Raw genomic sequence first — 12,639 nt, 5'->3', positions numbered from 1 at the left:
AAAAGCATGTACGCTTCTTATAGCGTACATGCTTTCCAGTTAGCCAGTGAATAAATAGATGGAAATTTAAGCAATCAGTTTAAATAATAAGTGTGGATACCGGAGCCACTGCCTTTGGAACCGACGCCGCTCATGGAAACGCTCCATTTGGCGGGCTTGCCGCTGTAGGAGAATTTGAAGCTGGCGGTGGGGGTAGCCCATCCATAAGCCCAGGTAAGCTGCGCGTAGGTGTTGTAACGCTTGTAGCTGTTCTTTTTAGCAGCAGCGCTGCCCGCGCTCATCCAGGCTTCGGAGCTGCCCCAGTTGGACGTGATCCGGCCACCATCCACCAGGATGCTGTGCTTGATGATCACCTTGCCGCGGGTGCTGCCCCAGATCCATTTGATGGTGATGTTCCTTACTGTGGCAGTGTAAGTTTTCCGGAGATTGGCATCCTCCGATTCCGTTTCATCTTCCACCAGGAAAAGATTGGCCAGCATATGATCATATACCAGCCCCTGCTCGTTATACACGCACAAGGTGGTGAACCGCCTGCCCTGGCTGGTCCATTGCAGCTCCACTTGTCCCTGGCCTGCCCGCAGCAAGGTATCCAGCGCCTGGCCCAGTTGCGCGCGCAGGCTCAAACCGTCCTGCTCGCCGGCTGTACGCAGGGACTCTTCATTCCGCTCGCTGATGGAGCTTAAACGAAAAGATGAGGCATGCTCGCCGTCAAAATAGGGGACCAGGTTGTTACCGTCCATTAATTGTTTCCTGACATCGCTCAATTGCTGCGCGCTTACAGGCGTTTCAAGAAACCGGTACCCGGTGAGCCTGATATCCACCACGGCATGCTTGTTCCAATTACTGATAGTGGAATCCAGTTGCGCGCGGATGCGCACCTGGCTGACGTCCTGTTGTGCCGGTAAAGGGGCCGGGGCTTGTTGTTCCTTTTGACAGCTACAGAAAACAACAAAAGCAAAAAGGGAAACGACCAATGTTGATCGTGTTGTAGGGTAATGCATAAGATGAATTAGGTTAAACGGCTAACTGCATTCAAGTTAATTCCTTTTGATGAAGGGGGGAAAAAATAATTTTTATTTAAGGGAATATTAATATTAGCTTTTTTCAAAAAAAGTTGTATTTTACATATAGCTTCTTCAGGAGATGATTTTAACCCTAAACTTCAACCCTCAAAATTTAACAATTATGAAAAAGCTCATTTTTTCAGCCCTATGCTGCCTGGCTTTATCAGCCGTTGCCTTTGCTAACGAAGAAAAGAAAACCGATTCTCAAATCCCGGTAAAAACAGTAAAAGTAGAAACAAAAGAAAATAAGCCCCTTTTTGATTGTACTGTTACGCTTGACTGCGGCAATGGTACAAGCGCCTCCGGTACTGCGTCAAACTGCGCAACAGCAGGAAAAATTGCAGGTGCCGGCTGTGATGCCGTTCTGGAGCCAGCGGAACCATAAGATTACTTCCTGGAGAAGCATTCTTTTTAATACAATCCCTATATGAAAAATAAATTCCTGATAACCCTTGGCATTGGCATCTGGCTAATGCTCTGTACCCGGAGCGCCTATCCGCAGCAATACGGCGTAATAAAATATTATGCACAATCCGGCAGGCTTGCCCTCGCCTCGCCTCCAAATGAAAACGGCTATCCTTTTGAGTATGAAAATGAAGAAGGTATATTGTATTTCAACAATACTGTTTCATTGTATCAACAGCTTCAAAATGAAACGATCACGCAAGTAAGAGTAGGGCCGGAAGGAACAGAGCGGATAAAAGTATCCCGTCCGAACCGGGATACAACCGGATGGCTTTATTTTAAAAATATACCGGAAAGAAAAATTTTGTGCCGGGAATCATATTGGAACAAATCGACATTTGTTTACATAGGAGAAGAGCTTGATCAAATTGATTGGAATATAAGCAACCAGAAAAAGAACATTGGTAAATACGTTTGCGTGAAAGCCACTGCCAATTTTCTAGGCAGGAGTTGGATGGCCTGGTTTGCTCCCGAAATTCCTGTAAGCATTGGACCATGGAAATTATGGGGATTGCCGGGCGCTATACTGGAAGCTTCCGATAGCCAAAAGGATTTTCTGTTTACACTTAAAGAAATAGAGATACCATCCCATGCAGCGGATAAAAAGCTGAATGCCGGCCAAATGACCGGGCATACGACAATAACCAGGGAGGAATACAGAAAACAGAACACTGAGAAGAAAAATAAGTACGTAACCTATATGCAGACGGTTGCCAATGAAAATGATGGCACGGTTGAAATAAAATTTTACCCTGAAATAGAATTATATTGATATTTGAAGATAACAATTCCCAGGCTAAAGTGGCGCCTGACGCTCTTGGCTTTATTAAGTTATAGTAACGTTTTCCCTCAGGATAAAAAAATTGAAGGCACTGTGAAATCTGTAAAAGGAGAAACTTTGCCCTATGCTACTGTTACAATCAGGAGCCTGGACAAAGACGCTGCAATAATTGCGTTTGCCCAAACCAATGCAAACGGGTATTTTAAGCTGAATGTGCCTGTTGATGGTAATTACCTTTTAAATATAAGCATGCTGGGATATGAAGCTGTGAGCATTCAGGTGAATGCGGCCCCGGCTCCTCTAAGCATTGTTCTCACGCCCAGGGATATTCATCTCCGGGAAGTGATTGTGAAGGATTTTACTCCTGTAAAGTTCAAAAATGATACAACTTCTTACACCCTCAGCCATTTTAGCGATGGAACGGAAAGAAATATGGAAGAAGTGTTAAAAAAACTTCCGGGAATAAGGGTAAGTGACAATGGGACCATTACATTTAATGGTAAAAGCATAGACAGGATACTTATTGACGGAGAGGATTTTTTTTCCAGAACTTATAAGGTGCTTTCAAAAAACATAACCCCTGGCCTTGTAGAAAAGGTGGACGCCATTGAAAACTTTAACGAGGAAAAACTTTTAAAAGGAATACAGCGATCGGATAAAGTAGTACTTAATTTTAACTTCAGAAAGAAGCTGGCAGCCAATGTTTTTGGCAGTGGAAGTATGGGTGGCGGAATAAAGGACAGGTATATTGCCAATACAACGCTTTTTTCTTTCTTAAACAAAACGAGATTAGGAGTAATAGGCAATATCAATAATGTAGGTATAGAAACCCTGGATGAGGCGAAATATAATCTGAACATCCGGGAAGTTGACAACCCCCAAAGCCGCGCTGAAGATAATCCGTTAACGCTTCCTGTTGATATTCCAAAGCCTTTTGTACCTAATGTTGATCAAAACAGGTACCTGAACAACCGGGCCCGCCTGGGCGCTGTACAGGTAAATCATACGTTTAGTAGCCAGCTAAAGCTGAATGCCTATGGATACTTGCAGCGGGACCGTAATACCGGTAATGTTTACTCATTAAGCCGGTATTTTTTGCAGGACTCGATATTACAGATAAGCGAGTCGGGGCAAAATATGTATCATTCAAAACAGTCATTGCTGCGGTCCAGGCTGGAATATGCCCCTGACAGCCTCTCCGTTGTAAGACTAACAGGCCTGTATGCGGTAAATGATCCCTACAGCAATACCGGACTGGTAAGCAGTGTGGCGGAAAGGATAGAAACTATTAACGGAATGGCCGGAGAGCATGCAGCAACAGCATTTATCAAACTAGGCTATTTAAGAAGATTGTCCGCCTTTACCGCAATAAATCTTGAGTATGAAAGAACGTCCATTAATACGGAACAAACATTATTACTACATTCAGACAGTGCAGACAGGTACACTCTGCTGTTTGCCGGAAAAGACTCGCTATCCGGATTAATACAACAGTTTAAGCTCCCGCAATATCGTAGCTCGTTCAGAGGGCATTACATGGGGGTAAGAGGTAAACACAGCTATGAAGCCAGTATGACACTGGCAACTGATGAAGCGATTGTAAGATCCGATATTTATGTAAATGGCACCGAAAGAATAGAAGAGGCCAGCTACAGGAATGACCTGCATTTTAAAAGAACACAATATGCTTTGGAAGCCAGGAATGAAATGGCTTTTAATAATAAAGTAAAGGTAACTGCCGCTTTGTCCGCCAATAACATACAGTTACAATGGCGGAATAAAATAAATGCACAGCATAAGTCCCTGAGCGTGTTTTTTCTGCAGCCAGCGATAGCTGCCAGGGTAAATTTTAAACGTACAAGCAGGCTTTCACTTTCAGCAGTATTGAATACACTTGTATCGTCGCCCACTGATTTATACACAGGATGGGTGTTTACTGATTACCGGAATGTTTTAGCCAATAAGCCAGAATATAACATCAGCCGGGAGGCCGCTATAAATATTGCTTATGTTTATTTCAGCAGGGAAAAATACCTGAATCTTTTGGTTAGTGGAGATTTCAGATGGCGCACTTCTCCCTATATCATTAACTATCAGGTAAATGAATTATTAAATATCTATAACAGGACGCCTGCAAATGTTACTAATGCCAATATGAATATCAATGCAGTGCTCGATAAATTCATTTATACACTAAAAAGCAGGGCAGGGTTGAGGTGCGGCTTTTCTGACATTAGCATAAACAGGCGTGTTAATAATGCGCCAATCAGGTCTGACAATGTTTATAATTACGGGGTGGGCGGATTTATAGTGACGGCGTTTGACAAAATGTTCAATTTCAGTGTAGAGTCAAAATTCAACAAAATTGCGCTGGCTGGTAATAATAAGTCCTCCAGTTTTAATCCCCTGATTTTACAGAATAAAATATCTGTAAAGCTATCCCCGGTAAAATCAGTAACGGCCAGAATATCATTTGAAGAAATTAGATGGCCTAACCTGAGATCAGATTTTTTGGATGCAGTGGTTATATTCACCCCCCGGCATAATACGAAATATAGCTTCGAAATACGGGGCACCAATCTACTGAATACATCATCCCTGTCATTTGATAATATTACAAACACCGCTGCTAACAGGAATATATACTCCCTCGTTCCCCGAATAATTTATGGCAGCGTACTTTTTAATATAGGGAAGGGCCGTTAACCACTTCCCAAATAAATTTCAGGGCATAACCGGCAGTTGCCGGATGCGCTTACCCGTAGCGGCAAATATCGCGTTGGTGAGGGCCGGCATGATATGCCCTACGGCGGCTTCCCCAACACCGCCCGGCTTCTCCCGGCTGGGCACGATGTAGGTAACCACCTCCGGCATTTGTTCAATGCGCAGGCTCTTGTAATCATGAAAATTCCTTTGCTGCACCTGGCCGTTCCGGAAAGTAACCTCGCTGTACAGGGCGGTGGACAATCCATGCCCGATACTGCTTTCCATTTGCGCTACCACCGCATCCGGACTAACGGTCTGGCCGCAATCTATTACGCAGGTTACTCTATGCACTTTGACAACCGCATCATCTGACACGGACACTTCCGCCACCATGGCGGTAAAGCTGCGGACCGCTTCAAATACGGCCACCCCTCTGCCGCGGCCTGCAGGCAGGGGAGCACCCCACCCGCTTTTCTCCGCAGCCAGGTCCAGCACATGCTGCAGCCGGGGCGCTTCTTTGTACAACATGCGGCGGTAGGCTACGGGGTCCATTCCCGCTGCCAGGGCCAGTTCATCGGACAGGCTTTCCATGGCGAAAATGGTATGGCTGAGGCCTACGGCCCGCCAGTTGTCTACCGTGATAGGCCATACGGGCGTATTCAGCTCTATGCGCTGATCGGGGATCGTTTTTACATAGGGCGCGGTGTGCATTCCTTCAATAGAGAACTGGTCGATACCGTTAATAACGGCTAATTTTTCGAAGGGGCCGCCGGTCATAACGGACTGCCCTACACTGACCTGTTTCCAGGCAACGGGGACGCCGCCTGCATCCAGTCCCACCTTGAAACGGTGCAGGAAGGCCGGCCGGTACATGCCGCCCTGGATATCATCTTCCCGGGACCAAACCGTCTTTACCAGCTTGCCGGAGGCTTTGGCCACTTCCACGGCTTCCCGTACAAAATCCGAGCGGGTCACGTTCCTCCTGCCGAAGGAGCCGCCCAGGAACAGGGTATGCACGAACACCTTTTCCAGGGGCAGGCCGGTGATCTCCGCCGCCGCGCGCTGATCGTCCGTTTGCGTTTGCGTACCGGTCCATATCTCGCATTTGTCCGCGCTCAACCGCACGGTGCAGTTCAGCGGCTCCATGGGGGCGTGGGCCAGGAAGGGCTGGTAATATTCCGCTTCCACCACATGCGCGCAACGGCCCAAAGCCTCGTCCGGGTTGCCGGCCTGCGTGGCGGTGAGCCCGCCTTTGTCTGCACGCTGCCGCAGCTCCGCCAGCAGCGCATCACTGTCTATACCGGCGCCTTCGCCCAGGTCCCACTGCACCTGGAGCGCATCCCGGCCTTTCTTCGCCGCCCAGTAATGATCCCCCAGCACGGCAACGGCGCCGGGAATGGCCACCACCTGGCGAACACCGGGAACCGCCAGGGCAGGAGCCGCATCATAGCTTTTTACCCGTGCCCCGGCCACCGGGACAGGCGGCCGCGCTATTACGGCCGTGAGCAGGCCGGGAAACTGCACGTCCATCCCGAAAACAGCCTGGCCGTTGACCTTGGCCGGCGTATCCAGCCGCTTTACTTTCCGGCCGATGAATTTCCAGTCCGCCGGGTCTTTCAGGGGCACTTCTCCGGGAACGGGCAGGGCGGCGGCATCTTCCACCAGTTCGCCATAGCGGATCTTTTTATCGCCAATAATAACCTGCCCGTTCTCCGTGCGGCAGTCCTTTGCATCCACGTGAAAACGGTTGGCGGCCGCCTGTACCAGCAGATGCCGGGCGGTAGCGCCGGCCTGGCGGTAACGGTCAAACTCGGAGAGCAGGCTGGTAGAGCCGCCGGTGCGCTGCGTACCGTACAGCGTGTGAAAATAATCCGGCGCCGCCGGCGCGTGCTCCGGCTGCATTTTTGTCCAGTCGGCATCCAGCTCATCGGCGATGAGCATGCAAAGGGAGGTCCAGATGCCTTGTCCCATTTCACAATGGGAAAGCAGGACCGTCACAGAATCATCCACGCCTATACGCAGGAAGGCGTTCGGCGCCAGGTCCGCGGCGATGGCCGCATGCTTCATACGTTTTCCGGCGCCGGCAGCCGGTATGGTAAAGGCGATCACCAGTCCGCCGGCAGCCATAGAGGCTGTGCGGAGAAATTGTCTGCGATTGAGCGTTTGGGGAGCATCCATAGTAGCTGGCTTTTATTTTAAAGAACGCGCGTATACGGAAAGTGTTTGCGGAACAAGGGGTTTATACAAGGAAATACAGGATATGTACAAGAGATGGCCGCTGCGGGGTGGAAAATATCGTAATTTCATTCCCCGGCTGCGCCCTCTAAATGATCGTATATGTTAATTGCAGGTATCTATTTAAACCCGGTGATCTTTTGTATTATCCTGCTGGAAATCATTATCTTTTGTAACCAGTTACAGTCCTTCCTGGCCCGGCGCCATGAAAAGGAGCGGTTATGGCATCTCATCCTGGTGGGGTTGTTAATATTATATAACCTGGCCGAGAATCTTGTTATGCTGCCGGACCCGCGTATACCTGTTCCCATGACCCTGCAGATCATCATCAACCAGGGGTTTGGCTACCTGGTAACCGCTTACATGCCCTATTATACGGTAAAGACCACCCGGCTGCAGGGACTGGAGTTTCACCGCAAATACGGGTTCCTGTTCCTGGTAGTGCCCTTTTTAGTTTTTTATGTTGGCTATTTCCCGGTTACCCGTGATCTTGCCAATACCCTGCTGTACACCTATATTATTACCGCTTCCTATGCCTGCTACGCCCTGTTTGACGTGGCCAGGGTGCTGATAAAAACACAGCGCAGGGAAAGGAACTGGCCGCTTTTCCGGGAAAGAGCCTGGATCTATGCCTCCCTGGTCTTCTGGTGCAGCTCCCCGGTGATAGGCGTGTTCCTGGGGCAGCCCAACTGGGTGGTAGGCGTATTCAATAACGTGGTGTTCATGCTGTTGAATATCACGCTGATGCGGCAAACGGTGCAAAAATCCCGGGCGGAGTACACCCAGTTGCAGCAATACGCCCTGAACCTGGAAAAAGAAGTGAACAAACAAACGGCGGAGCTCAAGCGATCCAACGAGCAAAGGACCAACGCCTTCGTGAACCTGGTGCATGAGACCAAAACGCCCATCACCCTCATGAATAACTACCTGGAAGAGTATATCCAGCAGCATGGTTATAACGAGGACCTGCTGATCGTGAAGCGGAACCTGGCCAAGCTGAATAATGATATCAGCAACCTGTTTGACCTGGAGCGGTATAATAAAGGCCTGCCCATCTACAATTATGCCCAGGTGATCAGCTTTAGCCAGGTGGCGACCGACAACCTGGTCCTGTTCCGGAATTACTGCCGTAAAAAGAAGCTGGCGCTGAAAGAGACCATTGCAGCAAACGTGCTTGTGAAGGCTGATCCCGAGGCGGTCAGCCGTATTGTGGTGAACCTGGTGGAAAATGCCATTAAATATACCGGGGAAGGCGGGGAGATCAGCGTTTCCCTGGGCATTTCCGGCAACCAGTTGCGCTTTACCGTGCAGGATAACGGTATCGGCATTGAGCCCGGCCTGCAGAAAAAGATCTTCGAGCCCTACTACCAGATCAATATACAGAAGAAAAGCGCCCAGGGTATGGGCCTGGGCCTGCCCATGGTGAAGAAGATCGTGGACAGTTTGCAGGGGAAGATCGTCATTGACAGTGATCCCCGGAAAAAGAAAGGCACCCGTGTTACCGTGCTGCTGAACCGGCATGTGCTGGCCAGGAACGAGGCCGTGACGGAGGACTTTAGGATCAGCACCTCACCGGGACTAGAGGCGCCGGATGTCAACATCAGCGATACCCCTTACGATCCCCGCAAGCAAACCATCCTGCTGGTGGAGGATAACCAGGCCATGATCAGCTACCTGCTAAAAAAGCTGAAGGAGAAATACAATGTATGCGTGGCGTTCAATGGTAATGAGGCCCTTCGGAAAGTAAAAGGGTATCCCGTTCCGCCGGACCTGATCATCTCCGATGTGATGATGGATAAGGTAGACGGGTTCAAATTTGCACGCATTATTTCCGAAAGCCCGGACTATAACCATATCCCTTTTATTTTCCTGTCGGCCAAATTCACCAGCAAAGACAAGCTGGAAGGGCTGAAGCTGGGCGCCCTGGATTATATCCCCAAGCCTTTCCGTATGGAAGAGCTGATCCAGAAGATCAATTCCGTGCTGGACAATGCCCTCCGGCAGAAAAAAAGCCTGCTGAACCATACCATCAGGGCCCTGCAGAAAGTAGCGCAACCGGAGCTTAAGCAGGCGGCCGGCGGTTTTGAGCTCAACTGCAGCCAGTATAACCTTACCAGCCGGGAGGTGGATATTGCCCGGCTGATCTGCGGGGGACATTCCTATAAAGAGATAGGGGACAGCCTGTTCATTGCCGAGCGGACGGTAAAAAAGCACGTACAAAACATATTTGAAAAAACTAATGTATCCAATAAGGTGCAGCTTATCAACAAGCTGCAGGCGTAAGCGCTTGAAGTAGGAAGTAAGAAGTAAGAAGCAGGAAATAGGAGATTGAGGTGGGGTTTCTTACATCATACTTCCTACTTCCTACTTCATACATCCTGCACTGGCAGGGGACACTACTAACTTGTACGTATAAAAATAGTACCAAATCCTTATTGTCTTTTCCTGTCCGGGACACGAAATTGCCCTTATTCCATAGGGCGATACGCCACCTGTGGAATAAAAAAACAGCCTATGCGTTTGCCTGAAAAAGAAATAACGGAACAACCTTCGTATGAGGTGCTGAAATCCATTTTTCATGCAGCCCTGCATGAAATTGGCGTGCCTATCAACGGGGTGGTAACGGCAGCCACGTTTCTGAAACGGGAGATAGAGAGTGGAGACAAGGCGTTTGTAGAGGAGCTTTTACAAATGATATTTTCCGCCGCCAATAACCTGAATGAGATCTTTGAGCGGGTAAGAGAGGCAGTCAGGCAGGAAAACCAGCAAAATTTTCAAATTATGGAAACCCATTTTGATTTCAGGAGGTGGCTGGACAATGTGCTGTTATCCATGTCGGCCCTTTTTATGGACAAAACGATCTCGGTTGTAAAGCAGGTCGCCAAAGATTTCCCGCTTTTTATTTATGCCGATAAGGTGTACCTGACGCAGATCGTGTATAATTTGCTCATGAACGCCCTGAAATATAGTCCGGCCGGTACGGTGGTATCCGTTACCTGCCTGGCGGCAGCAGACCGGTTCAGCATAGAGATCGCCGACCAGGGCGCGGGCATTGCAGCCGCCGAGCTGCCGCTTATTTTCCAGGAATACCGCCAACTGGCCAACGGGTTGAAATCCCAGTTAGGCGGCATTGGCCTGGGCCTTTCTATCGTAAAGAACTTAACGGAAGCCATGGGAGGCGAAATTACCGTAAAGAGCGAAGTAGGTGCGGGCAGTACTTTTACGGTTACGCTTCCTTTAAGATCAGGGCCGGCCTGAGTCCATTGTGACCCGAGGGGGATGAAATTATTTCCCCGTATAACTGGTAACTACCTCAATGGCACCAATAATGTTTTTATTAAACTCCTCTAATTCTTCGGCAGGAATCCAATATGAGCTTTCAGGTTTAATAAGGTTAGGCTGAGGGGAGAATGGACAGGATTCAAGTTTACTTTATTTAACATAATATAAATTATAGGGCAAACCTTAAGAAAAATAATATTATTGCTAGCTTTGAATACGCTAAACGTTATAGACACTTCCATTAAGACAACTTAACTACAAAAATGAGTAGCCCAATTGTATTTGGAGAAATTCCAAGCATTAAAGAAGGACATTGGTTTAAAGGCAGAAAAGAAATGATGCAAGCAGGTTGCCATAGAAAATGGGCGGCAGGAATTGACGGAAACAGAAATGATGGCGCCGCTGCTATAGTACTCTCCGGAGGTTATGAAGACGATGAAGATCTAGGCGATGAAATTTTATACACGGGCGCTGGCGGTAATGATCCCAATACCGGGAAACAAATTGAAGATCAATCTTGGGAAAATCCTGGTAATGCGGGGCTGCGGCTAAGCATGAACCAAGGTTTGCCAGTTCGAGTTTTTCGTGGCTACACACATAAATCCAAATTTTCACCCCAAAGCGGCTATGTATATGCTGGATTATACAGCGTCGTAGATGCATGGCAGGAAACAGGTAAAAGTGGGTTTAAAATCTGTAGATTTCGCCTTCTATATATTGGCCAAAACGAAGAAAGAAAAACACCCGAATCCATTGAACTTGATTATAGTAATCGTGATAAAGAAAGGAAAGGAACTGTCATATTAAGAATTGTAAGGGATACTAAAATTGCTCATGATATAAAGGAATTGTACGACTATAAATGTCAAGTATGCCAGTTTACAATAATCACAAAATCTGGTAAATATGCAGAGGGGGCTCACATCAGACCGCTAGGGAAACCTCATGATGGCGATGATAATCCTAATAACGTGCTTTGCCTCTGCCCTAACCACCATGTAATGTTTGACAAAGGCTTATTTTCGATACAGGATAATTTGAAATTAATTGGAAATGTATCTGGCGAACTATTTGTCCATCATAAGCATAAACTAAATACCTTGAACTTACAATATCATCGGAAAATCAATGGATATAATTAAAGTTGTTTGCGGTATCATCTTCAAAGAAGATAAAATTTTTATTTGCAGAAGAAAACAACATAAATCGTTAGGCGGTTACTGGGAATTTCCAGGTGGCAAGGTTGAAGATGGTGAAAATGAGGAAGATTCATTGTCCCGAGAGTTGCATGAGGAACTTGGTATGAAAGTTAAAATTGATACCCATTTCAAGACCGTCGTCCATTCATATGACAATTTTACTATTGAATTAATTTCATACATATGTCAATTCCGAGAAGCCAATTATAACTTGACGGACCATGATGCATATGAATGGGTACTAAGCGATGATTTACATAAAAAGAACCTAGCACCTGCAGACATTCCAATAGCAAACGCACTTGTCAACTTCAACTTATCAAGTATCCCTCCCCCTCCAACAACCCCAAAAAAGAAATAACTTTGCCCGGGAACCGTGCAGGCCTGTACGTTCCCCTGTACGTGTAGCTTTTATTCTTAACCCAAACCATGTCTTTATGAACTTTCATTCCACGCTCCGAAATGTCCTGCCACTCCTGATGCTGCTGGCGCTGCTGGCCGGCTGTAGCAAAGACGATGATGCCGTAGATCCCGGTAAAATTGACGGCAAATTTGCTTGCTTCGAAGGCGAGGTGAATGGCGAAATTTCCAAGCTCCCGGAAAACGGATTCGGCATTGACATCCAGATCACCCGTATTGATGAAAATAGTGCAACGGTAGAGATCATTCCTTATGGCAACCAGGACCCCATCGATTTTCCCATACAGGAATGCTCCATTGAAACCGACCAGGACGGATTTTTAGTGCTGCGCGCTAAACCAGACCAGTCGCTATACGTTATCTTTTACGACGCGGAGACCATTGACTGCTATCCCGCCAGCGGTACTCGGCTGTCTGCTTCCAGGAATGGGCAGCAACCTGACTGGTGGGATGACTAAAAGGCCGGAAAACCTGGTGAATGTGAGCG

General features: G+C 47.7%; 10 protein-coding genes. 8 read left to right on the top strand and 2 right to left on the bottom strand.

Translation table 11 applies throughout. The annotated features are described in order from the left end of the window. Window positions 1–74 precede the first annotated feature (74 nt). A complete protein-coding gene (locus LX66_RS18475) occupies window positions 75–1,001 on the bottom strand; it encodes a hypothetical protein (RefSeq protein WP_145716311.1) in 927 nt (308 codons plus the stop codon). A gap of 184 nt (window positions 1,002–1,185) precedes the next feature. Between LX66_RS18475 and LX66_RS18470 the strand changes: the two genes are divergently transcribed. From LX66_RS18470 to LX66_RS18460, 3 genes are read left to right on the top strand one after another with little or no spacing between them, the layout of a single operon-like run. Continuing rightward, window positions 1,186–1,449 carry a hypothetical protein gene (locus LX66_RS18470; protein WP_145716309.1) on the top strand — a complete coding sequence of 88 codons (264 nt, stop codon included), beginning with the start codon at window positions 1,186–1,188 and terminating at the stop codon, window positions 1,447–1,449. A gap of 42 nt (window positions 1,450–1,491) precedes the next feature. Continuing rightward, window positions 1,492–2,301: a GLPGLI family protein gene (locus tag LX66_RS18465; RefSeq protein WP_145716308.1), complete on the top strand. Its 810-nt coding sequence runs from the start codon at window positions 1,492–1,494 to the stop codon at window positions 2,299–2,301. A 3-nt stretch (window positions 2,302–2,304) separates the two neighbouring features. After that, window positions 2,305–5,016: a carboxypeptidase-like regulatory domain-containing protein gene (locus LX66_RS18460; RefSeq protein ID WP_145716305.1), complete on the top strand. Its 2,712-nt coding sequence runs from the start codon at window positions 2,305–2,307 to the stop codon at window positions 5,014–5,016. Between the two features lie 18 nt (window positions 5,017–5,034). On the opposite strand, the gene LX66_RS18455 is transcribed toward LX66_RS18460, so the two are convergent. Then, on the bottom strand, window positions 5,035–7,194 hold the full coding sequence (locus LX66_RS18455; protein ID WP_145716303.1) for a xanthine dehydrogenase family protein molybdopterin-binding subunit: 2,160 nt from the start codon (window positions 7,192–7,194) through the stop codon (window positions 5,035–5,037). A gap of 159 nt (window positions 7,195–7,353) precedes the next feature. On the opposite strand from LX66_RS18455, the gene LX66_RS18450 reads away from it, so the two are divergent. The 5 genes from LX66_RS18450 (at window position 7,354) to LX66_RS18430 (ending at window position 12,610) form a co-directional block, all read left to right on the top strand. Beyond that, window positions 7,354–9,534 (top strand): ATP-binding response regulator, encoded by a 2,181-nt coding sequence (locus LX66_RS18450; protein ID WP_145716301.1) that lies wholly within the window; start codon window positions 7,354–7,356, stop codon window positions 9,532–9,534. Between the two features lie 231 nt (window positions 9,535–9,765). Beyond that, window positions 9,766–10,509: a sensor histidine kinase gene (locus LX66_RS18445; RefSeq protein ID WP_145716299.1), complete on the top strand. Its 744-nt coding sequence runs from the start codon at window positions 9,766–9,768 to the stop codon at window positions 10,507–10,509. 287 nt (window positions 10,510–10,796) lie between these two features. Next, window positions 10,797–11,675 (top strand): YDG/SRA domain-containing protein, encoded by an 879-nt coding sequence (locus LX66_RS18440; RefSeq protein WP_145716297.1) that lies wholly within the window; start codon window positions 10,797–10,799, stop codon window positions 11,673–11,675. Continuing rightward, window positions 11,662–12,093, top strand: a complete 432-nt coding sequence (locus LX66_RS18435) for a (deoxy)nucleoside triphosphate pyrophosphohydrolase (protein ID WP_145716295.1) — start codon at window positions 11,662–11,664, stop codon at window positions 12,091–12,093. Before LX66_RS18440 ends, LX66_RS18435 begins: the two co-directional genes overlap by 14 nt. A 76-nt stretch (window positions 12,094–12,169) precedes the next feature. After that, window positions 12,170–12,610 carry a hypothetical protein gene (locus LX66_RS18430; RefSeq protein WP_145716293.1) on the top strand — a complete coding sequence of 147 codons (441 nt, stop codon included), beginning with the start codon at window positions 12,170–12,172 and terminating at the stop codon, window positions 12,608–12,610. Window positions 12,611–12,639 lie beyond the last annotated feature (29 nt).

The sequence above is a fragment of the Chitinophaga japonensis genome (assembly GCF_007830125.1).
GTDB lineage: Bacteria > Bacteroidota > Bacteroidia > Chitinophagales > Chitinophagaceae > Chitinophaga > Chitinophaga japonensis.
This window is presented reverse-complemented; position numbering and strand designations above follow the sequence as displayed.

Coding starts and splice junctions, on each gene's coding strand:
- LX66_RS18445 (WP_145716299.1), top strand. CDS start 9,766: ATGCGTTTGCCTGAAAAAGAAATAACGGAACAACCTTCGTATGAGGTG.
- LX66_RS18435 (WP_145716295.1), top strand. CDS start 11,662: ATGGATATAATTAAAGTTGTTTGCGGTATCATCTTCAAAGAAGATAAA.
- LX66_RS18465 (WP_145716308.1), top strand. CDS start 1,492: ATGAAAAATAAATTCCTGATAACCCTTGGCATTGGCATCTGGCTAATG.
- LX66_RS18430 (WP_145716293.1), top strand. CDS start 12,170: ATGAACTTTCATTCCACGCTCCGAAATGTCCTGCCACTCCTGATGCTG.
- LX66_RS18470 (WP_145716309.1), top strand. CDS start 1,186: ATGAAAAAGCTCATTTTTTCAGCCCTATGCTGCCTGGCTTTATCAGCC.
- LX66_RS18475 (WP_145716311.1), bottom strand. CDS start 1,001: ATGCATTACCCTACAACACGATCAACATTGGTCGTTTCCCTTTTTGCT.
- LX66_RS18440 (WP_145716297.1), top strand. CDS start 10,797: ATGAGTAGCCCAATTGTATTTGGAGAAATTCCAAGCATTAAAGAAGGA.
- LX66_RS18450 (WP_145716301.1), top strand. CDS start 7,354: ATGTTAATTGCAGGTATCTATTTAAACCCGGTGATCTTTTGTATTATC.
- LX66_RS18455 (WP_145716303.1), bottom strand. CDS start 7,194: ATGGATGCTCCCCAAACGCTCAATCGCAGACAATTTCTCCGCACAGCC.